This is a genomic window from Streptomyces camponoticapitis (assembly GCF_014646115.1).
In the GTDB taxonomy this organism is placed as follows: Bacteria; Actinomycetota; Actinomycetes; order Streptomycetales; family Streptomycetaceae; genus Streptomyces; species Streptomyces camponoticapitis.
In genome coordinates this window covers 1-23,839 of record NZ_BMMV01000028.1, presented here as the reverse complement: position 1 = coordinate 23,839, position 23,839 = coordinate 1, and the positions used below count along the sequence as shown (strand labels likewise).

The following is a 23,839-nucleotide window of genomic DNA, read 5'->3' as shown; positions in this document are numbered from 1 at the left end:
CCATGGAGCATGAGGTGTTCATTCCGGTTCCGGCTGAGACCCTCCGCGAGGCGCTGAGGGACCACGCCCGCGTCGCGCGCTGCGTCCCCGGCCTCCAGCAGGACGCGGACGGGTCGGCCCGCCCGCTCTCGGGCCGCCTGAAGGTCCGCGTGGGCGGCCACACCATCACGTACCGGGGCGCCCTGACGCTCACGGAACGCGCGGGCGGCTTCACGGCGAAGGGCGAGGGCACGGAGGTACGGGGTACGGGCTCCGCCAAGCTGAACGTGCGCGTCAGACTCACGGAGACGGACAACGGCACGACGCTCACTTTCACGGCGACGTCGACGGCGGAGGGCCGCCTGTCGGAGATCGACGCCCCGACATCGGAAGCGACGGCCCGCCGCCTGCTGGACCGCTTCGCGTCGGCGCTGACGAAGGCCGACGCGCCTGCTGCGGGCTCCGCCGCCGGGACCGACAGGCCGGTAGCGCCCCCGGACGACGCGTCCCACGCGGACGCGTCCGGCGACGAGCGCGCGGCGGCCGCGGGTCGGCCCGCCGAGAGCCCTCGCGCTGCGGGTGAGGGGCCTGACGCCTCCGGCGCCGGCGCCGGACGGGATGAGGGCGTGACAGGCCCGGCCGACGAGTCGGCCGCGGCTGCCGGTCGGTCGGCGGAAAGCCCAGGCACCGACGGAGCGGACGAGTCGGTCGGTGCCGACGAGCGGGCGGAGCCCGCTGATCGGCCCGGCGGGCCCTCCGGCTCCGGGCAGGACCCGGACGCGGCCGCCTCCGGTGACCAGCCCGACCCCGACGACCTCCCCGACCCCGGCCTTCCCGACCTCGGTGAGTCGGAGGAGTTCGATCCTTCCGTCGGGTTCGGGGCCACCTCATCCGGGGACGGGGACTTTCTCGTGCCCCTCGATCCGCCCGCCGAGGCCGCCCATGCGCGGCGGACCATGATCGGGCGCAGTGCCGAGGAGGTCGATCACGCGCCGCCCCGCGGGCGTTACGCGCCCGAGCAGGCCCCCGACTCCGGGGGCGCCGGGGCCGCGCTCCGGTGGGTGGGGCCCGCCGCCGCGCTCGCCATCGCGGGGGCCGTCGTCGTGGGGCGCGCGCTGCGGCGCAGGCGTTGAGCCGTACGTCTCGTCCCGCCGGTTAGGGTCAAGGCGTGAGTACGGAAACGGACCAGAAGCGCGAGATCCGACTGGCGTCCGGCGACGCCGAGTTGACCATCCATCCGGCGAACGGCTGCCGCGTCGCGAGCCTGCGCGTCGGCGGTACGGAACTGCTGCGGCAGGGCGACCGTTACGGCTGCTTCCCGATGGTGCCCTGGTGCGGGCGGGTCGATCGAGGGCAGTTCGGCAACGGCGGCATCACCCACCAACTGCCGCTCAACTCCCCGCCGCACGCCATCCACGGCACCGGCCGCGACACCTCCTGGCGCACCGCGCGCAGGGGCGACACCGAGGCGGCGTTCACGTACGAGCTGGCCGACCCCTGGCCGTACACCGGTCGTGTCACCCAGCTCTTCGAGCTCACCGACGACTCGCTCACCCTCACGCTCGGCGTCGAGACGTACGACGACTCCTTCCCCGCGCAGGCCGGCTGGCACCCGTGGTTCCTGCGCCACCTGGACGGCGGTACGGCCGACGAGGACGCCGTACGCCTCGACTTCTCGCCCGCCTGGCAGGAGGAGCGCGGCGAGGACCATCTGCCGACCGGTCGACGTATCGATCCGCGCCCCGGCCCGTGGGACGACTGCTTCGGGATGCCCGACGGCGTGGAGGCGACGCTGACCTGGCCGGGGCGGCTCGAACTGAAGGTGGCCAGTACCGCCGAATGGGCGGTCGTCTACGACGAGCAGGCCGAGGCCGTCTGCGTGGAGCCGCAGACCGGTCCGCCGAACGGACTGAACACCCTGCCGCGGCTGGTCACGCCCATCGACCCCCTGGAGATCAGGGCGACCTGGAGCTGGCGCCGGCTCTGAGCCGGGCCTTCACCCCCGGCCCGTAAGCTCGGAGCCATGACTGACGTACGTGCTGAGCTGCTCCAGCAGATCAAGGACAAGGCCGTCGTGCACGGCAAGGTGACCCTGTCGTCCGGCATCGAGGCCGACTGGTACATCGATCTGCGCCGCATCACCCTGGACGGGCAGGCCGCCCCGCTGGTCGGGCAGGTCATGCTCGACACCGCCGCCGCCGCCGGTCTGGACTACGACTGCGTGGGCGGTCTGACGCTCGGCGCGGACCCCGTCGCGACGTCGATGCTGCACGCGTCCGCGGCGCGCGGCGCGGGCCTGGACGCGTTCGTCGTACGCAAGCAGGGCAAGGCCCACGGGATGCAGCGCCGTATCGAGGGCACGGACGTGAAGGGCCGCCGCTGTCTGGTCGTGGAGGACGTGTCGACGACCGGCGGTTCGCCGCTGACCGCCGTCGAGGCGGTGCGCGAGGCGGGCGGCGAGGTCGTCGCCGTCGCGGTGATCGTCGACCGGGGGGCCGCCGGCGCCGTGGAGGCCGCGGGGCTGCGCTACGTCAGCGCGTACACGCTGCCCGACCTCGGCCTGGCCTGAGCCTCACCGTACGGACCGGAGTCTGGAAAGATGAGGGCGACAATGACGTCGCCCCCAGGTCAGGGACAAAGCACCTCAACCCGCACATCACAAGGAGCGGCCCGATGCCCATCGCAACCCCCGAGGTCTACGCCGAGATGCTCGACCGGGCGAAGGCAGGCAAGTTCGCCTACCCGGCCATCAACGTGACCTCGTCCCAGACTCTGCACGCCGCGCTGCGTGGCTTCGCGGAGGCCGAGAGCGACGGCATCATCCAGATGTCCACCGGTGGTGCGGAGTTCCTCGGCGGTCAGTACAACAAGGACATGGTGACGGGCGCGGTCGCGCTCGCGGAGTTCGCGCACATCGTGGCCGCGAAGTACGACGTCACGGTCGCGCTGCACACCGACCACTGCCCCAAGGACAAGCTGGACACCTACGTGCGTCCGCTCCTCGCGGTCTCGTCCGAGCGCGTCAAGGCCGGCCGGAACCCGCTGTTCAACTCGCACATGTGGGACGGCTCCGCCGAGACCCTCGCCGACAACCTCACCATCGGTGAGGAGCTGCTCGCGCAGGCCGCCGCCGCGAAGATCATCCTTGAGGTCGAGATCACCCCGACCGGCGGCGAGGAGGACGGCGTCACACACGAGATCAACGACTCCCTCTACACGACCGTCGACGACGCGCTGCGCACCGCGGAGGCCCTGGGCCTGGGCGACAAGGGCCGTTACCTGCTGGCCGCGTCCTTCGGCAACGTGCACGGCGTCTACAAGCCGGGCAACGTCGTGCTCCGTCCCGAGCTGCTGAAGGACCTGCAGGAGGGCGTGGCCGCCAAGTACGGCAAGCCCGCCGGCAGCCAGCCGTTCGACTTCGTCTTCCACGGCGGCTCCGGCTCCTCCGCCGAGGAGATCGCGACGGCGCTGGAGAACGGCGTCGTGAAGATGAACCTCGACACCGACACGCAGTACGCCTTCACGCGTCCGGTCGCCGACCACATGTTCCGGAACTACGACGGCGTGCTGAAGGTCGACGGCGAGGTCGGCTCCAAGAAGGCGTACGACCCGCGCACCTGGGGCAAGGTGGCCGAGGCGGGCATGGCGAAGCGCGTGACCGAGGCGTGCGCGGCGCTGCGCTCGGCGGGCACCAAGCTCAAGTAGGCGACCGCCGACACCGTACGCTGCGGGCCCGGCACCTCCTGGGGTGCCGGGCCCGTGTGCTGCCCGGCCGCCCGTCCCGAGGAGGACCCCTGTGGACTACGACTTCGACACCCCCGTGGACCGCCGCGGCACCTGGAGCGTCCAGTGGGACGGTGTCGCCGACCGCTTCGGCGACTCTCTTCCGACGGGGATGCTCCCCTTCACCATCTCCGACATGGACTTCGCCTGCGCGCCCGAGGTGCTCACCGCCCTTCAGGCGCGTCTCGCGCACGGCGTGCTGGGCTACACGGACTGGCGCCACGAGGACTTCCTGTCGGCGCTGCGGCACTGGTTCGCCACCCGCTACGACACCGAGCTGGACACCGGCCAGGTCGTGTACGCGCCGTCCGTGCTCAACCAGGTGTCGCAGCTGCTGCGGATGTGGACCGCCCCCGGCGACGGCGTGGTCGTCCACACCCCTACGTACGACGGCTTCCGCAAGGCGGTCACCGGGCTCGGCCGTGAGCTGCGCGGGGCGCCGGTGGGCGATCCGGCGGCGCTGGAACGGGAGCTGGCGCGGGCGGACAGCAGGGTGCTGATCCTGTGCTCGCCGCACAATCCGACGGGCCGGGTGTGGACGGAGGACGAGCTGACCGAGTTCGCGAAGCTCGCGGCGGCGTACGACGTGGCGGTGATCAGCGACGAGATCCACGCCGACTTCGTCCACCCGGAATTCGTCCCGGCGGGCCGCCGCCATCTGCCGTGGACCCGGTTCGGCACGGGCCGGTGGGCGATCGTCACGTCCGCGTCGAAGGCCTTCAACTTCCCGGCGCTCAGTGGTTCGTACGGAGTCGTCGGCGACCCCGACGACCACGCGGAGTTCATGCGCCGGATGCTGACGGCCGAGGGCCTCGCCTCGCCCGCCGTCCTCGCGCTGACGGCCCACATCACCGCGTACCGCGAGGGCGCGCCCTGGCTGGACGCGCTCAACACCTACGTCGCGTCCAACCTCCGCATGCTCGCCACCCGCCTCGACGCGGCCTTCCCCCAACTCGCCTGGAGCCCGCCGGAGGCCGGCTATCTCGCCTGGATCGACCTGCGGGCACTGGGCGTGGACGACGACGAGCTCCAGCGCGAGCTGATCGAGCGCGAGAAGGTGGCGATCATGCCGGGCACGACGTACGGCTCCGAGGGTTTCGTCCGCCTCAACGTCGGCTGCCCGCGGGCCAAGGCGGAACGGGGCGCGGACGCGTTGATTCGTGCGCTCCGTCGGCTCGCCACGTAGCCCCCGGACGGGGATGATCCACCTATGGATATCAGGCTGGGCACGGCCGTCGGCCGGTGGATCGTGTTGGCCACGGTGCTCGGTTCCACCATGGCGCTGCTCGACTCGACCGTGGTGAATGTCGCCCTGCCGCACATCGGTGACGATCTCGACGCGGACCTGGCCGACCTCCAGTGGACGGTCAACGCGTACATGCTCACGCTGGCCGCGCTGATCCTGCTCGGGGGATCGCTCGGGGACCGGTACGGGCGGCGGCGGGTCTTCGTGCTGGGGATCGTGTGGTTCGCTCTCGGGTCGCTGATGTGCGGTCTGGCGCCCACCGCCGAGGTGCTGATCGTCGCGCGCGCGTTGCAGGGGGTGGGCGGTGCGCTGCTGGTGCCCGGGTCACTGGCGTTGATCCAGGCCAGTTTCCATCCGGACGACCGGGCGCGGGCGGTGGGGCTCTGGTCCGGGCTCGGGGGTGTCGGCGCCGCGATCGGACCGTTCGTGGGCGGCTGGCTGGTGGACGGTCCCGGCTGGCGCTGGGTGTTTCTGCTGAACGTGCCGCTGGCCGCGATCTGCGCGCCCGTGGCTCTGCGCCATGTGCCGGAGTCGAGGGACCCGGCCGCGCACGGCCGGTTCGACGTGGCCGGCGCGGTGCTGGGCGCGGTGGCGCTGGGGCTGGTGACGTACGCGCTGATCGCGAAGGTGTGGTGGTCCGGGATCGCGGGTGTGCTGGTGGGCGTGGCGTTCGTGGTGCTGGAGCGGCGGCGGCCCGATCCGATGCTGCCGCCGTCGATCTTCGCCTCGCGGCTGTTCACGTCGGTCAATCTGGTGACGCTGTGCGTGTACGCGGCGTTCGGCGGGTTCTTCTTCCTGGCGACGTTGCAGCTCCAGGTCGTCGCGGGGTACTCGGCGCTCGGCGCCGGGACCGCGCTGCTGCCGACGACCCTGCTGATGCTGCTGTTCTCGGCCAGGTCGGGCGAGCTGGGCGCGAAGATCGGACCGCGTATCCCGCTCACCGTGGGACCGCTGCTCTGCGCCGCCGGGCTGCTGCTGTTGCTGCGGGTGGGCGGCGGCGCGGACGCCTCCTACGTACGCGACGTACTGCCCGCGCTGGTGGTGATGGGCCTCGGCATGGTGACACTGGTCGCGCCGCTGACCGCGACCGTCCTGTCGTCGGTCGACAGCTCGCGCGCCGGACTCGCCAGCGGCATCAACAACGCCGCCGCGCGCGCCGCGGGTCTGCTCGCGGTGGCGGCGCTGCCGCTGCTGGCGGGCGCGGGGCCGGAGGTGTACCGGTCGGCGACGCAGTTCGACGCGGCGTTCCACCGGGCGATGCCCCTGTGCGCGGGGATCCTGGTGGTGGCGTCACTGATCGCCTTCACCGCCGTGCGTACGCCCAAGGCCGAGGACAAGACCGCCGAGGCCGCCCCCAGCCTGCCCCAGTGCAAGGTGAACTGCGGGCTCTCGGCGCCGCCGCTGGAGCCCACCGCGGTACGGAAGGGGAAGGGCGGGGCCGCGGGAGGAGAGGCGTCCGCGGCGGACGTGTGAGGGCCGGTGTGCCGGTGGCCGCGAGGGGCTGTCCCCCGGTTCAGGCCACGGGGCGGCGATTGCCTGTGGCAAACCCGCACCGCGGCCACGGAATCCGACACGACCTGGGACACTCGGAGGCATGGCCATCCACAAAGACCTTCTTGGGGGACCGCCCCCCACGCACCTGCCCGACGACCCCGAGCCGCGGGAGCTTCTCGCGAACGGGACGGCGCCCGCCGATGTCGCGGCGAAGTACCCGACCTCGTCGCTCGCGTGGGCCCAGCTCGCCGACGACGCGTTCGAGAACGGCCGGGTCGTCGAGTCGTACGCGTACGCCCGTACCGGCTACCACCGTGGCCTCGACTCCCTGCGCCGCAGTGGCTGGAAGGGGCACGGCCCGGTGCCGTGGGAGCACGAGCCGAACCGTGGCTTCCTGCGCGCCCTGCACGCCTTGGCCCGCTCCGCGCAGGCGATCGGCGAGCAGGAGGAGTACGAGCGCTGCTCGGTCTTCCTGCGGGACTCCTCCGCGGTGGCGGCCGACACCCTCGGCTGAGGCTCGGCCGGGGGCGTTCGTTCCCCCTCGCGAGAGGTGACTCCGCGCTCTCTGGGACGCCGGGACGCCGCGCTCGGGCGGCGCGCGTCCGTGCGGCGTTGCTTTCGTGTCGCTTCGCGTGACGTCGAGTTTGTCCGTAACACCGTGAATCGCCGCAGGTCCGTGGCCGTCCGAAAGGCTACGGACCCGCGGCGCGCGGTCGGTACGATCGCACACGCCATCGAATCCGGTACGAGGTCCCGGCACCCTCTCCCCGACGCCGGCCGAAGCAGGGGAGAAGTCCGTCTTGGGCAAGCGTGTCCTGGCCCGCCGCCGTCCGATCGTCCGCGCCGTGCTCATCGGCGTGTGCCTGACCGCCGTGTTCGTCGGTGGCGGCGCGGCCCTCGCGGGCTGGCCGGAGAGCGATCCCACCGCCGAGGCGGCCGAGGACCCCGCCGAGGACGCCTCGGAGGAGGCCGAATCCGGGGCGGGGGAGCCCACGACGGCCCCCGGGGGCTCGAACGTCGCCCCCGCTCCCACCGCCTCCCCGGAGGCGGTACGCCGTATACCCGTCCCCGACGACGGCCCCGGCACCTTCACCACCGCCCGCTCCGCCGGTTCGCCCGTCGGCTCCGGCGACACAGTCCGCCGCTACAGGGTCCAGGTCGAGAAGGGCATCGAGCTCTCCGAGCGGGAGGCCGCCGTCGAGATCGAGACAATCCTGGCGCACCCCCGGGGCTGGACCTCCGACGGCCGCAACTCCTTCCAGCTCGTCGCCTCGGGCCCCTCCGACTTCGACGTGAAGATAGCGACGCCGGGCACGGTGGACCGGATCTGCGGCGCCGCGGGCCTGCTCACGCGCGGTGAGGTGAACTGCACCGTCGGCCGCACCGTCGTGGTGAACCTCAAGCGCTGGGTGCTGGGGTCCGAGCAGTTCGACGGCCCGGTCACCGAGTACCGCGCGCTGATCATCAATCACGAGGTCGGCCACCGTCTGGGCCGGGGCCATGTCACCTGCGGCGGCGAGGGCGAACCCGCGCCGGCGATGATGCAGCAGATCAAGGGCCTGCACGGCTGCGTCGCGAACGCGTGGCCGTACGAGGAGAACGGGACGTACATCACAGGTCCGGCGGTGCCGTGAAGTCGGGATTATGATGCGAACAGGGGACCGGAGCTCCGATGCCGATTGGAAGGGGCGGACCGCTACCCGGTAGCAATATCGAGGAGACAGAGATGTCGCAGCCCCCCGATGCCTCCGGAGCCGGTTCGGATGCCCCGAACCTCGACTTCGCGGGTACGACCCCGTACGAGGACTACGTCCGGGCGGACGTCCTCACCCATCTCCAGCACCCGATGTCCGACGACCCGGGCGAGATGGTCTTCCTGGTGACCACCCAGGTGATGGAGCTGTGGTTCACCGTCATCGTCCACGAGTGGGAGACCGCGTCGCGCGCGCTGCGCGAGGACCGGGTGCCGGTCGCGGTCGACGCGCTCAAGCGGTCGGTGCGCGAGTTCGAGGCGCTGAACGCTTCGTGGACGCCGCTGAGCCAGCTGACACCCGTGCAGTTCAACTCGTACCGCAGCGCGCTCGGCGACGGCTCCGGCTTCCAGTCGGCGATGTACCGGCGGTTGGAGTTCCTGCTCGGCGACAAGTCGGCGTCCATGCTCGTACCGCACCGGGGCGCGCCGCGCGTGCACGCCGAGCTGGAGAAGGCGCTTCAGGAGCCGAGCCTGTACGACGAGGTGCTGAGCCTGCTGGCCCGGCGCGGGCTGCCGGTGCCGGTGTCGGCGCTGAACCGCGACTTCACGCAGAAGTACGAGCCGTCGACGGCGGTCGAGGAGGTCTGGGCCGCGATCTACGCGGAGCCCGACCAGAACGGTGAAGTCATCAGGCTGGGCGAGGCGTTGACGGACGTCGCCGAGCTGGTGTGGCGCTGGCGCAACGACCATCTCGTGGCGACGCGGCGCGCGATGGGCTCCAAGACCGGGACGGGCGGCTCCGCCGGTGTCGCGTGGCTGGAGAAGCGCGCGCAGAAGAACGTGTTCCCGGAGCTGTGGACGGCGCGCAGCCATGTCTGAGCCGTCGTTGCCTTCGGAAGCACTGGTGAAACGGGCCGCCGAGCTCGACGCCGCCGACGAACTGGCCCCGCGGCGCGAGCTGTTCGTCCTGGACGACGACTCCGTCTATCTGGACGGCAACTCGCTCGGCGCGCTGCCCCGCCATGTGCCCGAGCGGGTCCAGGACGTCATCACCCGGCAGTGGGGCGAGCTGCGTATCCGCTCCTGGACCGAGGGCGGCTGGTGGGTCGCTCCCGAGCGGATCGGCGACCGGATCGCGCCGCTGGTCGGTGCGGCGCCCGGCCGTGTCGTGGTCGGCGACTCCACAAGTGTCAATGTCTTCAAGGCGGTTGTGGCCGCGGCGCGTATCGCGGACGAGGGCCGGGACGAGATCCTGGTCGACGCCGCGACCTTCCCCAGTGACGGGTACATCGCGGAGTCGGCCGCGCGGATGACCGGCAGGCGCCTGGTGCCGGTGGCCGTCGGCGAGTTGCCGGGTGCGCTAGGGCCGCGTACGGCCGCCGCGCTCGTCAACCACGTCGACTTCCGTACGGGCCGGCTCCACGACCTGCCCGGCATCACGGCGGCGCTGCACGACGCGGGGGCGCTGGCGATCTGGGACGTGTGCCACAGCGCGGGCGCGCTGCCGGTCGGGCTGGACGCGCACGAGGTCGACCTGGCGATCGGCTGTACGTACAAGTACCTGAACGGCGGGCCGGGTTCACCGGCCTTCCTGTACGTCGCCGAGCGCCACCAGGAGGCTTTCGACTCCCCGCTGCCGGGCTGGACCTCGCACGCGGACCCGTTCGGGATGACGCCCGACTACACGGCCGCGGACGGCGCGACGCGTGGCCGGGTGGGCACCCCGGACATCCTCTCCATGCTGGCGCTGGAAGCGGCACTCGACGTGTGGGAGGGAGTCTCCCTGGATGTGCTGCGGGCGAAGAGCCTGGCGCTGACGGACTTCTTCCTGCGGTGCGTGGAGGCGTACGCCCCGGCGGGGCGGGTCGCTTCGCTGACCCCGGCGGCGCATGCGGAGCGCGGCAGCCAGGTGGCGCTGCGCTGTGCCGAGGCGCCCGCGGTGATGGCGGAGCTGATCGCCCGCGGGGTGGTCGGGGACCTGCGGCGGCCGGACGTGCTGCGGTTCGGATTCACACCGCTGTACGTGGGCTTCCGCGACGCGGAACGGGCGGCGCGGGTGCTGGGGGATGTCCTGCGGGACGTGAGCTGAGGCGGGTGCTGAGACCGGCGCACGCGGCCGAGGAACCCACTGCCCACCTGGGGGTACCCCCACCGCCCGGATGGGTGCCTCCGTCATGGGATCGGGGCGCCCGGTCCAACAGGCTGTTGGCCATGAGCACTTACGCGAAAACCTCACGCCGTTCGCGCCTGCCCGTGGTCACCGCGCTCGTCACCGCCGCCGTCTGCGCCGTCTCCCTCGGGGTCTCCGCGGGTCCGGCGCCCGCGCACGGGACAGAAGGCGCCGGCCGGGACTCCGCGGGCACCGCCCTGTCGCGGAAGGAGTTGCGGCGTGAGGTGGACCGCACGCTGAGGGAGGCCGGGTACGTGGGCATCTCCGTACAGGTGCGTGACGGGCAGCGCCGTACGTACGCCGTCGCCGGGGAGGCCGAGCTGGGCACCGGGCGGCGGGTGTCGCACGCGGCCGACTTCCGCGCGGCCAGCGTCACCAAGACCTTCGTGGCGACGGTCGTCCTCCAACTCGCCGCCGAGGGGCGGCTGTCACTCGACGACACCGTGGAGGACTGGCTGCCCGGTGTCGTCGCGGGGAACGGCAACGACGGCAGCCGCGTCACGGTGCGGCATCTGCTCCAGCACACCAGCGGGATCTACAACTACGACTTCACCGAGGACACCGGCGACACGGCCGAGGACTTCGAGCGGACCAGATTCGACCACCACGACCCGGAGGAGTCCGTGGCCGCGGCGATGAGGCACCAGCCGGACTTCGAGCCCGCCGACCCGAACGATCCCGAGCCGGACTGGAGTTACTCGAACACCGGCTACACGCTCGTCGGGATGATCATCGAGAAGGTCACGGGCAAGTCGTGGGACACCGAGATCCGCGACCGTATCGTCCGCCCGCTGGGGCTGACGCGGACGTACGCCCCCGGTGACGACCCGGGGCTCAAGGGCCCCTACACGCACGCGTATCAGCGGTTCCCGGGATCCACCGGCTGGACGGACACCAGCGTCCGCGACATGTCGTGGGCCTCGGCCGCCGGTGAGCTGATCACCGGCGAGCGCGACCTGGACCGCTTCCTGACGGCCCTCCAGCGCGGCCGGCTGCTGCCGCCCGCCCAGATGGCCGAGCTGCGGAAGACCGTGCCCGCGGGCGCGGAATTCCAGGCGGTCTTTCCCGGGCTGCACTACGGGCTCGGGGTGATGCGGCAGCCGCTGAGCTGCGGTGGGTACCGCTGGGGGCACGGCGGTGATCTGGAGGGGCAGACCGTGCGGACGGCGGTCAGCGAGAACGGACAGCGGTCGGTGGTCGTCAACTCGACCGGGAAGAGGGCGGACGACGAGTCTCTTTTCGCGGCGGAGAAGGCCGTCCAGGCGCTGCTCGACCGGGCGATCTGCGGCGGTGATCGGTGATGCGGCGACGGTCGTCACCGGGGCGCTGACGCGCGGCGGGGGAGTACGGCGGTGGCGGGGCCGCCAGCGGTGGGACGGGGCCGTAAACCTGTGGCGGGGATGCTGATAGCGTCCCGGCTGATCAGGTCAATTCGCTTCTCTCATCGAAAGGTTGGCGCAGCATGACGGATTCCGCCGCCCGTGGCTCCGCCGATGCCGCTGCGGTCGTCCGTGACCAGGCCGAGTTCGAGGCGCTGCTGTCGCGTCCGAGGGTGGAGCCGGACGTCACCTCGGCGTACGGGGAGCACCCTGATCAGGTGGTCGACTTCTACGCGCCGCGTGGCGGGCGCGAGGGTGTGCCGCTGGTCGTCGTGGTGCACGGCGGGGCGTGGCGGGCGCCGTACGACCGGGCGCATCTGACGCCGTTCGCCGGCTTCCTGGCCAGTCGGGGGTTCGCCGTGGCCAACGTGGAGTACCGGCGGGGGAGCGCGGAGGAGGCGCTCGGCGCGGAGGCCGGGGCCGGTGGGTCCGAGCCGGTCGCCGGGCGGTGGCCCGAGACGTTCGACGACATCGCGGCCGTGATGGACGCGCTGCCCGCGCTCGTCGCCGACGCCCTCCCGCAGGCCGACCCGCGCCGGATCGTGGTCACCGGGCACTCCGCCGGTGGTCACCTCGCGCTCTGGGCGGCGGCCCGGCATGTGCTGCCCGTGGGGTCGCCGTGGCGGCTGGACGAGCCCCCGCTGCTGCGCGGGGTCGTCGCGATCGCGCCCATCGCGGACTTCACCTCCGCCGTCGAGCTGGGTGTGTGCGGCGGAGCCGTCGTACAACTCCTCGGTGGGGAGGCGGAGTTGAAGGCGCGCAGGGACAACGCGGACCCGTCGGTGCTGCTGCCCACCGGGATCGCCACCGCCGTCGTGCACGGCCGGGAGGACATCGTCGTGCCGCAGGCCGTCTCGGAGGCGTATGTCGACGCCGCTGCCAAGGCCGGGGAGATGGTCGGCATCACGCTGCTGGAGGACGTCGGGCACTACCCGCCGGTGGACCCGGGCGCCGATGCCTGTGCGGTCGTGGCCGAGGAACTGGCGCAGCTCGCGTACTGACGGGGGCGGGGCGACCGGGCCGCACCTGATCACCTACGACGGCGGGGGCACCACCGATCTCCGCGTGTAGCTCTGGGGAGTGTGCATGTAGTACTTGGGAGGGACGGGAAAGGATCCCTATCACTGGTGACGACCGGTGCCCGTCCCTCCCCTTACCTTTGAAAACGTGACCAATACACAGACGAAGACGGCGAAGACCGCGACCGGGAAAGCCCGGAGCCCCGAGTTCCGAGCGGTCGCGGGCCTGATCGGGAGCCTGCGGCAGGACCTCTTCCACGACGCCTTCGCCTACCGGCCGCTGCCGCGCATGGCCACGGACGGTGTGATCACGCGCCGGCTGCCGGAGCGGCTGCGGGAGTACGCGGGATGGTTCCCGCACTCTGTGATCGTCGGGTGCTCGCTGTTCGCGCTGCTCGTCGGGACGGCCAACGGATCGGGGCTGGACCTGATCACGGTGGTGCCGCTCCTGCTGGTTCTCATCAGGCCCGTCGCGGCCTGGTGGCTGGCTCTCGCGGTCACAGCGATCACGGGGATGTCGACCTCCTACTACGCCGACTGGCCTTGGACGCCGTCCGCCTTCGCCTCGTATCTGGCTGTCATGACAATCGTCGCGATACGGACGAATCCGCGTACCGCGGGCTGGATGTGGCTGCTCACGCTGGGGTACTCGATCGTTGTCGAGACACTCTTCGGCGGCGGGTACATGTACAGCTCGACCACGGCACCCATGCTCTTCGTCTCCGCGCTCACCCTGCTGGCCGTCTCCGCGCTGCACATCCGCCGTGACGCGAAGAAGGAGGTGGCGGTGCAGCTCAGTGTGAACGCGGTCGAGCGCAGCCGGCGCACGCTTCTCGAAGAGCGCACCACCATCGCCCGCGAGCTGCACGATGTCGTGGCGCACCATATGTCGGTCGTCGCCATCCAGGCGGAGGCGGCGCCCTACCGGGTGGAGAATCCGCCGCCCGAGCTGGAGAAGGCCTTCGCCACCATCCGGGAGAACGCGGTCGCCGCGCTGACCGAGCTGCGTCGCGTGCTCGGAGTCGTCCGGGCCGAGGACTACGACGCCCCCGACGCGCCGCAGCCGACGCTCGCCGACCTTGAAGGGCTGCTCTCCAATGTCCGGGAGGCCGGCCTGACCGTGGAGAAGGCGGTCACCGGAGCGGTACGGGAGCTGCCGCAGGGCGTCGAGCTGTCGGCGTACCGCATCATCCAGGAAGCACTGAGCAACGCTCTGCGGCACGCGCCGGGGGCGACGGCGAAGGTGGAGGTCTCGTATGTGCTGGGCGGGCTCGGCCTGCGGATAGTCAATACGCCGCCGCAAGGGCTGGTGAAGCCTTCGCCGGGGGCGGGCCACGGCATAACGGGGATGCGGGAGCGGGTGACGATGCTGAACGGGGAGATGACGGCGAGGCTGCTGCCGGACGGTGGCTACGAGGTCGCGGCGTACATACCGGTCGCCGTCCAGGACGAGGACGAGCCCGCCGACGCGGGCGCGGGTCCGGCCACGAAGGCTGACGGGGAGCGGTCATGACCATCCGCGTGCTGATCGTCGACGACCAGGTGATGGTCCGCGAGGGCTTCTCGGTCCTGCTCAACGCGATGCCGGACATCGAGGTCGTCGGTGAGGCGGTGAACGGCCGGGAGGCCGTCACCCAGGTCGCGGCCCTCCGGCCGGACGTGGTCCTGATGGACATCCGGATGCCGGAGCTGAACGGTATCGAGGCGACGCGCGAGATCGTGGCGGCGGACGCCGACGCGAAGGTGCTCGTCCTGACGACGTTCGACCTGGACGAGTATGTGTACCAGGCGCTGCGGGCGGGGGCCTCCGGCTTTCTGCTCAAGGACGCGTCGGCACGCCAACTGGCCGACGGCGTAAGGGTGGTGGCGTCCGGTGAGGCGCTCCTCGCGCCCACGGTGACGCGCCGGCTGATCACGGAGTTCTCCAAGCTGGCCGAGTCGCCGCGCCAGCCCGCGATGGCACAGATGGGGGAGCTCACGGAGCGCGAGACAGAGGTGCTGGTGCTGATCGCGCAGGGGCTGTCGAACGCGGAGATCGCCGGTCATCTGGTGGTCGCCGAGTCCACGATCAAGACGCATGTGAGCCGCATCCTGGTGAAGCTGGGGCTGCGTGACCGTACACAGGCGGCGGTGTTCGCGTACGAGGCGAGGCTCGTCACTCCCGGGTGAGCGCGCCGGGCGGGGCTCCGGAGCCTTTCGGGGTCCGGTGCCTTTCGGGGGTCGGCCGGGTACGTCCGTGCGCGGGGCCGGTCCTTCGCGTCTCGTCGTCGCCTGCGGGGGCCCCGTCCCCGCACCGCGGTCGGACGCCGCACGTGACGCGGATGACATTGTCCAGGGGGGTGACCGGGGCGGCCAAGCGCGTAGCGTGCGCTCATGGCAGAGTCCCGGCCCGCACCCGTACCCGGTCACGCACCCGGTCCCGAGGGCCCGGTGCCCTCGTCGCACTCCTCGTCCCCATCCGCCTCCGGGCCCGTCTCCGGGGCCGCGCCCTCGGCCGGGACCAGGTCCTTCGACCCGTGGTCGCTCGACTTCGTCGCCGACCCGTACCCCGCCTACGCGGAGCTGCGTGAGCGGGGCCGGCTGCACTACTTCGAGCCGTCGCGGCAGTGGCTGGTCCCCTACCACTCGGACGTGTCGGCCCTGCTGCGGGACCGGCGGCTGGGGCGGACGTATCTGCACCGCTTCACGCACGAGGAGTTCGGCCGTCAGCCGACGCCCGAGGCGCACGAGCCGTTCCACCTGCTCAACGGCAGCGGGCTGCTCGACCTGGAGGCACCGGACCACACCAGGATCCGGCGCCTGATCTCGAAGGCGTTCACTCCTCGTACGGTCGAGGAGCTCGCGCCGACCGTACGGCGGCTCGCGGCCGACCTGGTGGGCGGGCTGTGCGCGGCGGGCGGCGGGGATCTGCTCGCCGAGGTGGCGGAGCCGCTGCCGGTCGCCGTCATCGCCGAGATGCTGGGAGTCCCGGTGGTGGACAGGGCGCTGCTGCGGCCCTGGTCGGCCGACATGTGCGCGATGTACGAGCTGAATCCGACGGAGGACGCGGCGCGGCGAGCGGTCCGGTCGTCGCTCGAGTTCACCGACTACCTGCGGGAGTTGATCGCCGACCGGCGGGCCGCGCCCGGCGCCGACCTGCTCTCGGCGATGATCGCGGCGCAGGACGCGGGGGACCGGCTGAGCGAGCAGGAGATGATCTCCACCTGCGCGCTGCTGCTCAACGCGGGGCACGAGGCGACGGTCAACAGCACCGTCAACGGGTGGTGGACGCTGTTCCGGCACCCCGAACAGCTCGCGGCCCTGCGGTCCGGCGAGGCGTCGCTGTCCACAGCTGTGGAGGAACTGCTGCGGTACGACACCCCGCTCCAGCTCTTCGAGCGGTGGGTCCTCGACGACATAGAGATCGACGGCACGGTCGTGCCACGCGGCGCCGAACTCGCGCTCCTCTTCGGCTCCGCCAACCGCGACCCGTCACGCTTCGACCGCCCGGACACGGTCGATCTCACCCGTGCCGACAATCCGCATGTGACGTTCGGCGCGGGCATCCACTACTGCCTGGGCGCGGCGCTCGGGCGGCTCGAACTGGGCGCGTCCTTCGGCGAGTTGTTGCGGCAGGCACCGGAACTGCGGCTCGTCGCCGAGCCGGAGTGGAAGCCGGGCTATGTGATCCGAGGGGTGAAGGAGCTGTTGGTGGAGGTGTGACGCCCCCGCGGGGGCGTCACACCTCGGTCGCGGGGCCGACCGCTCGACCGTTACTTGGTCTCCAGGTCCCGGCGGCGGAAGCCCGCGAGCCCCAGCCAGATCAGCCCGGCGGCGACGGCGGTGAGGACGAGCAGGGGGGTCCAGCTCATCTCGGCGGCCGGGAGCTGTGGCACGTGCCCGAAGGGCGACAGGTTGTTCATCCAGTCCGGGAACTGGAGGATCGACCCGAGATACCCGACCAGGAACGCGTACACGGGCACGATCCAGGCCGCCGCTCCGGCCCGGGGGTACCAGCCGAAGAGCGCCACGGCCACACCGACGGTCACCCACAGCGCCGGCGCGTACGCCAGGGCGGCGCCGATCAGTTCGAGGACGAGGCCGCCGTCCCCGACCGACGCGGCGCCCGAGACGCCGAAGCCCAGCCCGGCCACGAGCAGCAGCGCCGTACCGCCGGCGAGCGCGACGGCGACGTGGCTGCCCACCCAGTGGTCCCGCGAGAGACCGGTGGCCAGCAGAGGTTCGGCGCGGCCCGCGCTCTCCTCGGCACGCGGCCGGAGCGCGGCCATCACCACGTACACCGCCGCGACCACGGCGATGACCACCATCACCATCGAGGCGAACGACTCGGCGACACTCGCGCCACCGATCTTCGCCAGTGCCTCCTGGACCGGATCGATGTCCTTCAGCATGTCGGCGGCCTCGCCGAGGATGGAGCCGTACATCCCGCCCATCACGAACAGCCCCGCGCCGAAGCCCAGAAGGGTCGCCCGGTGCAGCCGCAGCGCGAAGCCGAAGGGCCGGGTGAGCGCGTCGGAGGCCGTACGCCGGCCGAGCCGGGCGGAGCGCAGGCCCGCGCCGACATCGCGCCGGGTGCTCAGTACGAAGCCGGTGGCAGCGGTCAGCGCGGCGAGTGCCAGGCAGAGCAGCAGCGGCCACCACCGGTTGTCGACGAAGACGTACGTCCGCTGGGCCCAGCCGATGGGTGACAGCCAGGACAGCGCGTCGTTGCCCACGTCACCGGAGGCGCGCAGGACGTAGGCGACGCCGATCGCGGCGAGTGCCATGCCGGATGCGCCCCGCGTGTGGGCGGTGATCTGCGTGGTGATGGCGGCGACGCCGGCGAAGACGAGGCCGATGGCGGCGTTGGTGAGCCCGTACAGCAGCGCCCCGCCGGTGGTGATCCCGTCGATGCCCGCCGACAGGATGCTCAGCGTGAGCAGGGCGGCGAGCGCCAGGTTGGCGACGGCGGCGAGGATCAGCGCCGACGCGAGTTGCGCGTGGTGACCGACGACGGTGGAGCGCACCAGTTCGGCGCGGCCGGTCTCCTCCTCGTTGCGGGTGTGCCTGGTGATGATCAGGACGCTCATGAGGCCGACCAGGACACCCATGAAGCCGAGCAGTTGGTGGCCCATCATCGAGCCGATGTTGTAGTCGTCGAGGTAGTGGCGCGGACCGGTCATGGCGAGCGCGGCGGGGCTGTCCATGGAGCTGACGGCCGTGGCGCGTTCGGCGGCGGTGGAATAGAGGGTCTTGAACTCGGTCACCGAGGACATCGTGCCGAGGGTGAGGGCGACCACCCAGACGGGGATGCGGACGCGGTCCCGGCGCAGACCGAAGCGGACCAGGATCCCGGTGCCGGCGAGGGCGCCCGACCCGGTCCTGGCGGGGGCGGAGGTGCGCCCGGCCGCGGGCGCGGTGACGGTGGTCATCGGACGACCCCGCGGGAGCCGCTCGTGTCGGCGGCGGCCGGGAGGTCTTCGGCGTCGTCCGCGCCGGCGGGGTGGCCGTTGGCCGCCAGTTCGTCGCCGTAGTGACGCAGCATCAGCTCTTCGAGGGTCGGCGGGTGACTGACCAGACTGCGGATGCCGAATCCGCCGAGGGCGCGGATCGCGGCGTCGAGGTGCGCGCCGTCGACGGCGAAGTGCACCCTGCGGTCGGTCAGCCGCACCCCGTGGATGCCGGGCATGGCGTCGAGTCCGGTGGCCGGGCGCTCGGTCTCGGCCTCCACCGTCGTACGGGTCAGGTGGCGCATCTCGCTGAGCGTCCCGGACTGTACGTTCTTCCCGAGCCGGATGATGCTCACGCGGTCACAGAGCTTCTCGACCTGGGCCAGGATGTGGCTGGAGAGCAGTACCGTCTTGCCCGCTTCCTTCGCCTGCGTGATGACGTCCTGGAAGACGACTTCCATGAGCGGGTCGAGTCCGGCCGTGGGCTCGTCCAGGAGCAGCAGCTCCGCGTTGGACGCGAGCGCGGCGACGATGGCGACCTTCTGCCGGTTGCCCTTGGAGTAGGCCCGGCCCTTCTTGGTCGGGTCGAGGTCGAAGCGTTCGATCAGCTCGTCCCGGCGCCCCCGGTCCAGTCCGCCGCGCAGCTTGGAAAGCAGGTCGATGGCCTCGCCGCCGGTCAGGTTCGGCCAGAGCTCGACGTCACCGGGTACGTAGGCGAGCCGCCGGTGCAGGGCGACGGCGTCCTTCCACGGGTCCTTGCCGAGCAACTGGGCGGCGCCGGAGTCGGCGCGCAGGAGCCCGAGCAGGACGCGGATGGTGGTCGACTTGCCGGCGCCGTTGGGGCCGAGGAAGCCGTGGACCTCACCGGAGTCGACGGCGAGGTCGAGGCCGTCCAGTGCGTGCGTGCGGCCGAACGACTTGTGCAGTCCGGCGACGGTGATTGCCTTCGTCATGATTCTGAACGTACGCTTCTTTCAGAAATTTGTGAAGTTAAGGAAGTGTATAAATGGGCTCGATAGACTTGTGTCAGGCGTTGACGGGACCGGGACGCCAGGCACACGGAGACAGAGACTGAGGTCAGCGCATGAGTGAGCGGCGTTGGGAAGACGGCCGTGACGAGAGCCGTGACACAGGTCACGAGCACGGGAGCGGCCGTGACGACGCGGGTACGGTCTCCCGGTTCGTCGAAGCCTTCGCGGCCCAGCTCGTCGAGGCCGGTATGACGCGCATGCCGGCCAGGGTCTTCGTGGCACTGCTCGCCTCCGAGAAGGGCGTCCTGAGCTCCGCCGAGCTCGGCGAGCAGCTGAAGGTCAGCCCGGCGGCCGTCTCCGGCGCGATCCGCTATCTCTCCCAGGTCAACATGGTCACCCGCGAACGCGAGCCGGGCTCGCGCCGCGAGCGCTACCGGGTGCTGGACAACCAGTGGTACGAGGCGCTGACCAATCGCGACGTCATACTGAGGCGCTGGCAGGCGACGATGCGCGAGGGGGTCGAATTCTTCGGTCTCGACACTCCGCAGGGGCACCGGATCAACGAGACGCTCCAGTTCTTCCTTTTCCTGGAGGAGGAGTTCGGGTCGATGATGGAGCGCTGGAAGGTCTACCGCGCCAAGCACCTCCTCGACTGAGCGGGCCGGGCGGCCGCGGTGCCGTCCCGCTCATCGGCCGGCGGACGGGCTGAAGGTCGCCGGCAGCGTCAGCCCCCACGCCCCCGCCCGCAGCGTCCAGGTGCGCGTACGCACCGGACCCGTCACCGCGGCGTCCGCCCGGTAGCGGAAGTCCGCGCCCGAGACCGTCACCGACAGGGCGCTCGCGGTGATCGGCTCGGCCGAGGCGCTCGTACGGATCACGATCTCCGCCCGGCCGGCCACCGACCGTACGGTCACCGCCTCGACCGGCTCGTCCAGATCGCTCAGCAGCACGCCGTCCGCCTCCACCCGCAGCCGGTGGGTGTGGACGGCGAGCACCTGCGGCGCGGGCTTGACCAGCGTCCGGACCAGGGACCGGCAGGTGTGCCAGACGGACGAGCCGCCCGCTCCGCCGGTCCGGCCGTCCGCCGTCGGCGGCGGCGGCGCCGGGATCCGCAGATCGCCCAGCACCACGCCGTCGCTGTCGTCGACGAGCAGATCCTGCCGCCGTACGACGCCGTCGAGCACCGCGCGCGCCGCCGCGACGGCGCCCGTGGGCACGCCGAGCGAACGCGCCAGGTCGACCGAGGCCCCGACCGGCACCAGCGACAGCGCGCCCGCGGCCAGGTCGCGCTCCCGGTGCAGCAGGGCGACCGTCCGCAGCAGGGCGCGGTCGTCGCCGATCACCACCGGCCGCCGTGAGCCCCTGCGGGCCAGGACCCGCGCGAAGTCGGCGGGGCCGTCGGGCAGACAGATCTTGGCCGTCGCGCCCGCGCTCAACACGTCCTTCGCGATGCGGACTGATTCGCCGTCGGTCCGGCGGGCGACCGGGTCGATGACCACCAGAAGCTGCTGGGCACCGTTCTCGGCGGGCTCTGGAGCCGACACCTCGGTCCTTCCTCGGGTAGCATCTTTGTGCAAGAGCCCCTTGCGCTATTGCGCCAGGGGCTTGGTCTATTCCGGGGCAACCGGTTCGACGGCTCGGGCTTCGTCGTACAACGTCGTGCGATCTCTTACGCGTGCGTCCTGCGTACGTGCGTCCCCTGGCCTTGGACATGCCCCGCCCGGAAGGGGTGTACGCCTGTGCCCGCACTTGTGCTGCTCGGTGCTCAGTGGGGTGACGAAGGCAAGGGAAAGGCCACCGACCTGCTCGGTGGATCCGTGGACTATGTGGTGCGCTACCAGGGCGGCAACAACGCCGGCCACACGGTCGTCGTCGGCGACCAGAAATACGCGCTGCATCTCCTCCCTTCCGGAATCCTCTCGCCTGACTGCACGCCGGTGATCGGCAACGGCGTTGTCATCGACCCGGCCGTCCTGCTCTCCGAGCTGAGTGGGCTCAACGACCGCGGTGTCGACACGTCGAAGCTGCTGATCAGTGGGAACGCCCATCTGATCACGTCGTACCACACCACGATGGACAAGGTGACGGAACGGTTCCTCGGCTCCCGGAAGATCGGGACGACGGGCCGTGGCATCGGTCCGACGTACGCCGACAAGATCAACCGGGTCGGTATCCGCGTCCAGGACCTGTACGACGAGTCGATCCTGACCCAGAAGGTCGACGCGGCGCTGGACTTCAAGAACCAGATCCTCGCCAAGCTCTACAACCGGCGCGCCATAGAGGCCGGCAAGATCGTCGAGGAACTGCTGGGCTTCGCGGACAAGCTGCGTCCGTACGTCAGCGACACGACGCTGGTCCTCAACGACGCGATCGACGCCGGAAAGGTCGTCCTCTTCGAGGGCGGCCAGGGCACGCTCCTGGACGTCGACCACGGCACGTATCCCTTCGTGACCTCGTCCAACCCGACGGCGGGCGGCGCCTGTACGGGCTCCGGCGTCGGTCCGACGAAGATCAGCCGGGTGATCGGCATCCTCAAGGCGTACACGACCCGCGTCGGCGCGGGCCCGTTCCCGACGGAACTGCTGGACGAGGACGGCGAGGCGCTGCGCCGCATCGGCGGCGAACGGGGCGTCACGACGGGCCGCGACCGCCGCTGCGGCTGGTTCGACGCGGTGATCGCCCGCTACGCGACCCGGGTCAACGGCCTGACGGACTTCTTCCTCACCAAGCTGGACGTGCTCACCGGCTGGGAGCGGATCCCGGTGTGCGTGGCGTACGAGATCGACGGCAAGCGCGTCGAGGAACTCCCGTACAGCCAGAGCGACTTCCACCACGCGACCCCGATCTACGAGTACCTGCCGGGCTGGACGGAGGACATCAGCAAGGCGAAGACGTTCGACGACCTCCCCAAGAACGCGCAGGACTACGTGAAGGCGCTGGAGGAAATGTCGGGCGCCCCGATCTCCGCGATCGGCGTGGGCCCGGGCCGCACGGAAACGATCCAGATCAACTCGTTCCTGTAGCCCCCGGCTCAGGACCCATGGCTACGCCCCGGCGGCACGACGGCTGCCGGGGCGTAGCCATGTCTGTCTGTGATCATTCGGCCTCAATTCCGTGACCACGAGGCCCCGGTGTGAATATCATGAGGTTCGCAGTAGTGAATAGCTGACTCTGGGCGGGGGCCTCGTTGACGGTACTGATGGTGTCCGCGGCCGTCTGGGGCGTACTGCAACTCTTTGTCCTCTCCCTCCTCACGCGCACGGTCCGGCTGTCCACGGTGTTGCTCGCGATCGTGGTCGGCGTCTACGGATGCGGAGTGGTGACCGCGCTGCTTCAACTCGCGTACACCCGCCTCTACGCGGACTGGTCGGGGCAGCCGCTGACCGAGGTGGTGAGCAGTACGGGCTACACGGTCGCGCCCTGGCTGGAGGAACTCGTCAAGGTCTCCCCGCTGTTGCTCGCCGGGTTGAGTCTCAAGGTGCGCAGGCAATGGGGGCTGACCGACTTCGTCCTGCTGGGTGGGGCCCTCGGCGCCGGGTTCGGTCTGCTGGAGGCCGTACTCCGCTTCGGCCTGGACTCGGACCGCGCGATACCCCATGCCCGCGGTGGCTGGGTTGTCCCGGACAGTATCTTTCCGCCGTACGTGCCCGGTCCGGAGCAGGTGTTCGGAGCCTGGCTGCCCGCGCCGTTCGGCGAGGCGGCGGTGGTCGGCCCGCCGGTCGCCGGAACGTTCAACCACTTGGTGTGGACGGCCGCTGCCGGGCTGGGAGTCGGGCTGCTGTTCCGCTGTCGTGGCTGGGCGCGGCTGTCGGCGGTGGTGCCGGTGGCGTTCGCCGTGGTGCACCACTCGGTGAACAACTACGTCGCGCGGGAACGCGGTGCGGACGCCAGGCAGTGGCTGGACGTTCTGGACGCGAAGGCCTGGGCCGTGCCGGTGGTATGTCTGCTGGTGGCGGTCGTGGTGGACCTGCGGGTCCTCCACCGGGGCAAACGCACCGTGCAGGGGGTGCTGCTCGCGACGGAACGTGGTGACGGAGACAGCGTGGCCGCGCTGCTCCGCTACCTCACCTGGAGTCTCTCCTGGCGACGGTCGTGGCGGCGGGTTCCGTGGAGCGCGCTGATCGTGCTCCGGTACGTCGGCCTGCGCCGGGCGTTGCTGTACGCCGAAGCCCTCGCGCGGCCCGGCGAGACCGAGCCGCTGCGCGGGGCGGTGGCGGACGCCACCGCTCGTATGGACGCGACGGACCATCAAGGCGCCTGGCGGCCCGAAGAGATACGGGCCCGGCTCGCGCCTTCCGGGCGCCGGTTCTCCTGGCGCACATGGCTGCTGCTCGTGCCGTGCGTGCTGATGCTCCCCGCGGTGCTCTTTCTCGGGGTGGGTTCCTTCACCTCCACGGCCGGGCTGCGGGACTTCTTCACCACTGGCAGCGGCCCGGACATTCTGATGGGTTTCGCCATCGCCGCCCTCGTGTGGATCGCCTGGCAACTGATCCTCCTTTTCCGCACCGCCCGCGCGGCAGCGGCCCAGCCTGTCGGTGAACGGCTGGCCGCCCACCGATTCCGCCTCGGCACGGCGCTTGGATCGGGCACCACCGGAGTGCTTCTTCTTTAGAGCCGATCTCAATTGGTGATCATTAGGCTGCCCTTCGTGACAGCGATGGTGAGGCGTCTGGTCC

Annotated in this window: 21 protein-coding genes; 18 read left to right on the top strand and 3 right to left on the bottom strand. The window is 71.2% G+C overall.

Going from position 1 to position 23,839, the window contains the following annotated elements:
• The first annotated feature begins 2 nt into the window (after positions 1 to 2).
• From IEY79_RS31425 to IEY79_RS31355, 15 genes are all read left to right on the top strand, one after another.
• Complete coding sequence (locus tag IEY79_RS31425) at positions 3 to 1,112, top strand: SRPBCC family protein (protein WP_189111057.1); 1,110 nt, start codon at positions 3 to 5, stop codon at positions 1,110 to 1,112.
• A 35-nt stretch (positions 1,113 to 1,147) separates the two neighbouring features.
• Positions 1,148 to 1,966, top strand: a complete 819-nt coding sequence (locus tag IEY79_RS31420) for an aldose epimerase family protein (RefSeq protein ID WP_229701278.1) — start codon at positions 1,148 to 1,150, stop codon at positions 1,964 to 1,966.
• A 36-nt stretch (positions 1,967 to 2,002) separates the two neighbouring features.
• Positions 2,003 to 2,548 carry an orotate phosphoribosyltransferase gene (gene pyrE, locus IEY79_RS31415; protein WP_189111056.1) on the top strand — a complete coding sequence of 182 codons (546 nt, stop codon included), beginning with the start codon at positions 2,003 to 2,005 and terminating at the stop codon, positions 2,546 to 2,548.
• 104 nt (positions 2,549 to 2,652) lie between these two features.
• Entirely contained in the window at positions 2,653 to 3,684 is a 1,032-nt protein-coding gene (fbaA, locus tag IEY79_RS31410) for a class II fructose-bisphosphate aldolase (RefSeq protein WP_189111055.1), read from the top strand.
• 91 nt (positions 3,685 to 3,775) lie between these two features.
• A complete protein-coding gene (locus IEY79_RS31405) occupies positions 3,776 to 4,948 on the top strand; it encodes a MalY/PatB family protein (RefSeq protein ID WP_189111054.1) in 1,173 nt (390 codons plus the stop codon).
• A 24-nt stretch (positions 4,949 to 4,972) separates the two neighbouring features.
• On the top strand, positions 4,973 to 6,481 hold the full coding sequence (locus IEY79_RS31400) for an MFS transporter (RefSeq protein ID WP_189111053.1): 1,509 nt from the start codon (positions 4,973 to 4,975) through the stop codon (positions 6,479 to 6,481).
• Between the two features lie 121 nt (positions 6,482 to 6,602).
• A complete protein-coding gene (locus IEY79_RS31395) occupies positions 6,603 to 7,016 on the top strand; it encodes a DUF3151 domain-containing protein (protein ID WP_189111052.1) in 414 nt (137 codons plus the stop codon).
• A 286-nt stretch (positions 7,017 to 7,302) separates the two neighbouring features.
• Positions 7,303 to 8,136, top strand: a complete 834-nt coding sequence (locus tag IEY79_RS31390; protein ID WP_189111051.1) for a DUF3152 domain-containing protein — start codon at positions 7,303 to 7,305, stop codon at positions 8,134 to 8,136.
• A gap of 92 nt (positions 8,137 to 8,228) precedes the next feature.
• Positions 8,229 to 9,074, top strand: a complete 846-nt coding sequence (locus IEY79_RS31385) for a tryptophan 2,3-dioxygenase family protein (RefSeq protein ID WP_189111050.1) — start codon at positions 8,229 to 8,231, stop codon at positions 9,072 to 9,074.
• Positions 9,067 to 10,284, top strand: coding sequence for a kynureninase (gene kynU / locus IEY79_RS31380; RefSeq protein ID WP_189111049.1), 1,218 nt, complete (start codon positions 9,067 to 9,069; stop codon positions 10,282 to 10,284). The genes IEY79_RS31385 and kynU overlap by 8 nt, the downstream gene beginning before the upstream one ends.
• A 122-nt stretch (positions 10,285 to 10,406) precedes the next feature.
• Positions 10,407 to 11,666, top strand: coding sequence for a serine hydrolase domain-containing protein (locus IEY79_RS31375; protein WP_189111048.1), 1,260 nt, complete (start codon positions 10,407 to 10,409; stop codon positions 11,664 to 11,666).
• Positions 11,667 to 11,827: 161 nt separating this feature from the next.
• On the top strand, positions 11,828 to 12,745 hold the full coding sequence (locus tag IEY79_RS31370) for an alpha/beta hydrolase (RefSeq protein ID WP_189111047.1): 918 nt from the start codon (positions 11,828 to 11,830) through the stop codon (positions 12,743 to 12,745).
• Positions 12,746 to 12,911: 166 nt separating this feature from the next.
• Positions 12,912 to 14,276 carry a sensor histidine kinase gene (locus tag IEY79_RS31365; RefSeq protein WP_189111046.1) on the top strand — a complete coding sequence of 455 codons (1,365 nt, stop codon included), beginning with the start codon at positions 12,912 to 12,914 and terminating at the stop codon, positions 14,274 to 14,276.
• On the top strand, positions 14,273 to 14,932 hold the full coding sequence (locus IEY79_RS31360; protein WP_189111045.1) for a response regulator: 660 nt from the start codon (positions 14,273 to 14,275) through the stop codon (positions 14,930 to 14,932). Before IEY79_RS31365 ends, IEY79_RS31360 begins: the two co-directional genes overlap by 4 nt.
• Before the next feature lie 204 nt (positions 14,933 to 15,136).
• Positions 15,137 to 16,465: a cytochrome P450 gene (locus tag IEY79_RS31355; RefSeq protein WP_189111044.1), complete on the top strand. Its 1,329-nt coding sequence runs from the start codon at positions 15,137 to 15,139 to the stop codon at positions 16,463 to 16,465.
• Between the two features lie 50 nt (positions 16,466 to 16,515).
• Here the strand turns inward: IEY79_RS31355 and IEY79_RS31350 are convergent, their stop codons facing one another.
• Both IEY79_RS31350 and IEY79_RS31345 read right to left on the bottom strand, forming a co-directional pair.
• On the bottom strand, positions 16,516 to 18,174 hold the full coding sequence (locus IEY79_RS31350) for an ABC transporter permease (RefSeq protein WP_189111043.1): 1,659 nt from the start codon (positions 18,172 to 18,174) through the stop codon (positions 16,516 to 16,518).
• A complete protein-coding gene (locus IEY79_RS31345; RefSeq protein WP_189111042.1) occupies positions 18,171 to 19,145 on the bottom strand; it encodes an ABC transporter ATP-binding protein in 975 nt (324 codons plus the stop codon). Before IEY79_RS31345 ends, IEY79_RS31350 begins: the two co-directional genes overlap by 4 nt.
• Positions 19,146 to 19,276: 131 nt before the next feature.
• Here IEY79_RS31345 and IEY79_RS31340 point away from each other — a divergent pair, with 131 nt between their 5' ends.
• Positions 19,277 to 19,819: a GbsR/MarR family transcriptional regulator gene (locus tag IEY79_RS31340; protein ID WP_189111041.1), complete on the top strand. Its 543-nt coding sequence runs from the start codon at positions 19,277 to 19,279 to the stop codon at positions 19,817 to 19,819.
• Between the two features lie 30 nt (positions 19,820 to 19,849).
• Here the strand turns inward: IEY79_RS31340 and IEY79_RS31335 are convergent, their stop codons facing one another.
• Positions 19,850 to 20,707 carry a diacylglycerol kinase family protein gene (locus IEY79_RS31335; protein WP_189111040.1) on the bottom strand — a complete coding sequence of 286 codons (858 nt, stop codon included), beginning with the start codon at positions 20,705 to 20,707 and terminating at the stop codon, positions 19,850 to 19,852.
• 195 nt (positions 20,708 to 20,902) lie between these two features.
• Here IEY79_RS31335 and IEY79_RS31330 point away from each other — a divergent pair, with 195 nt between their 5' ends.
• Positions 20,903 to 22,186: an adenylosuccinate synthase gene (locus IEY79_RS31330; protein ID WP_189111039.1), complete on the top strand. Its 1,284-nt coding sequence runs from the start codon at positions 20,903 to 20,905 to the stop codon at positions 22,184 to 22,186.
• A 164-nt stretch (positions 22,187 to 22,350) separates the two neighbouring features.
• Complete coding sequence (locus tag IEY79_RS31325) at positions 22,351 to 23,775, top strand: PrsW family glutamic-type intramembrane protease (RefSeq protein ID WP_189111038.1); 1,425 nt, start codon at positions 22,351 to 22,353, stop codon at positions 23,773 to 23,775.
• Positions 23,776 to 23,839 lie beyond the last annotated feature (64 nt).

What these genes read in the sequence shown, in the direction of transcription:
- IEY79_RS31425 (WP_189111057.1), top strand. Translation starts at nt 3, where the DNA reads ATGGAGCATGAGGTGTTCATTCCGGTTCCGGCTGAGACCCTCCGCGAG.
- pyrE (WP_189111056.1), top strand. Translation starts at nt 2,003, where the DNA reads ATGACTGACGTACGTGCTGAGCTGCTCCAGCAGATCAAGGACAAGGCC.
- fbaA (WP_189111055.1), top strand. Translation starts at nt 2,653, where the DNA reads ATGCCCATCGCAACCCCCGAGGTCTACGCCGAGATGCTCGACCGGGCG.
- IEY79_RS31400 (WP_189111053.1), top strand. Translation starts at nt 4,973, where the DNA reads ATGGATATCAGGCTGGGCACGGCCGTCGGCCGGTGGATCGTGTTGGCC.
- IEY79_RS31395 (WP_189111052.1), top strand. Translation starts at nt 6,603, where the DNA reads ATGGCCATCCACAAAGACCTTCTTGGGGGACCGCCCCCCACGCACCTG.
- IEY79_RS31385 (WP_189111050.1), top strand. Translation starts at nt 8,229, where the DNA reads ATGTCGCAGCCCCCCGATGCCTCCGGAGCCGGTTCGGATGCCCCGAAC.
- kynU (WP_189111049.1), top strand. Translation starts at nt 9,067, where the DNA reads ATGTCTGAGCCGTCGTTGCCTTCGGAAGCACTGGTGAAACGGGCCGCC.
- IEY79_RS31375 (WP_189111048.1), top strand. Translation starts at nt 10,407, where the DNA reads ATGAGCACTTACGCGAAAACCTCACGCCGTTCGCGCCTGCCCGTGGTC.
- IEY79_RS31370 (WP_189111047.1), top strand. Translation starts at nt 11,828, where the DNA reads ATGACGGATTCCGCCGCCCGTGGCTCCGCCGATGCCGCTGCGGTCGTC.
- IEY79_RS31360 (WP_189111045.1), top strand. Translation starts at nt 14,273, where the DNA reads ATGACCATCCGCGTGCTGATCGTCGACGACCAGGTGATGGTCCGCGAG.
- IEY79_RS31355 (WP_189111044.1), top strand. Translation starts at nt 15,137, where the DNA reads ATGGCAGAGTCCCGGCCCGCACCCGTACCCGGTCACGCACCCGGTCCC.
- IEY79_RS31350 (WP_189111043.1), bottom strand. Translation starts at nt 18,174, where the DNA reads ATGACCACCGTCACCGCGCCCGCGGCCGGGCGCACCTCCGCCCCCGCC.
- IEY79_RS31345 (WP_189111042.1), bottom strand. Translation starts at nt 19,145, where the DNA reads ATGACGAAGGCAATCACCGTCGCCGGACTGCACAAGTCGTTCGGCCGC.
- IEY79_RS31340 (WP_189111041.1), top strand. Translation starts at nt 19,277, where the DNA reads ATGAGTGAGCGGCGTTGGGAAGACGGCCGTGACGAGAGCCGTGACACA.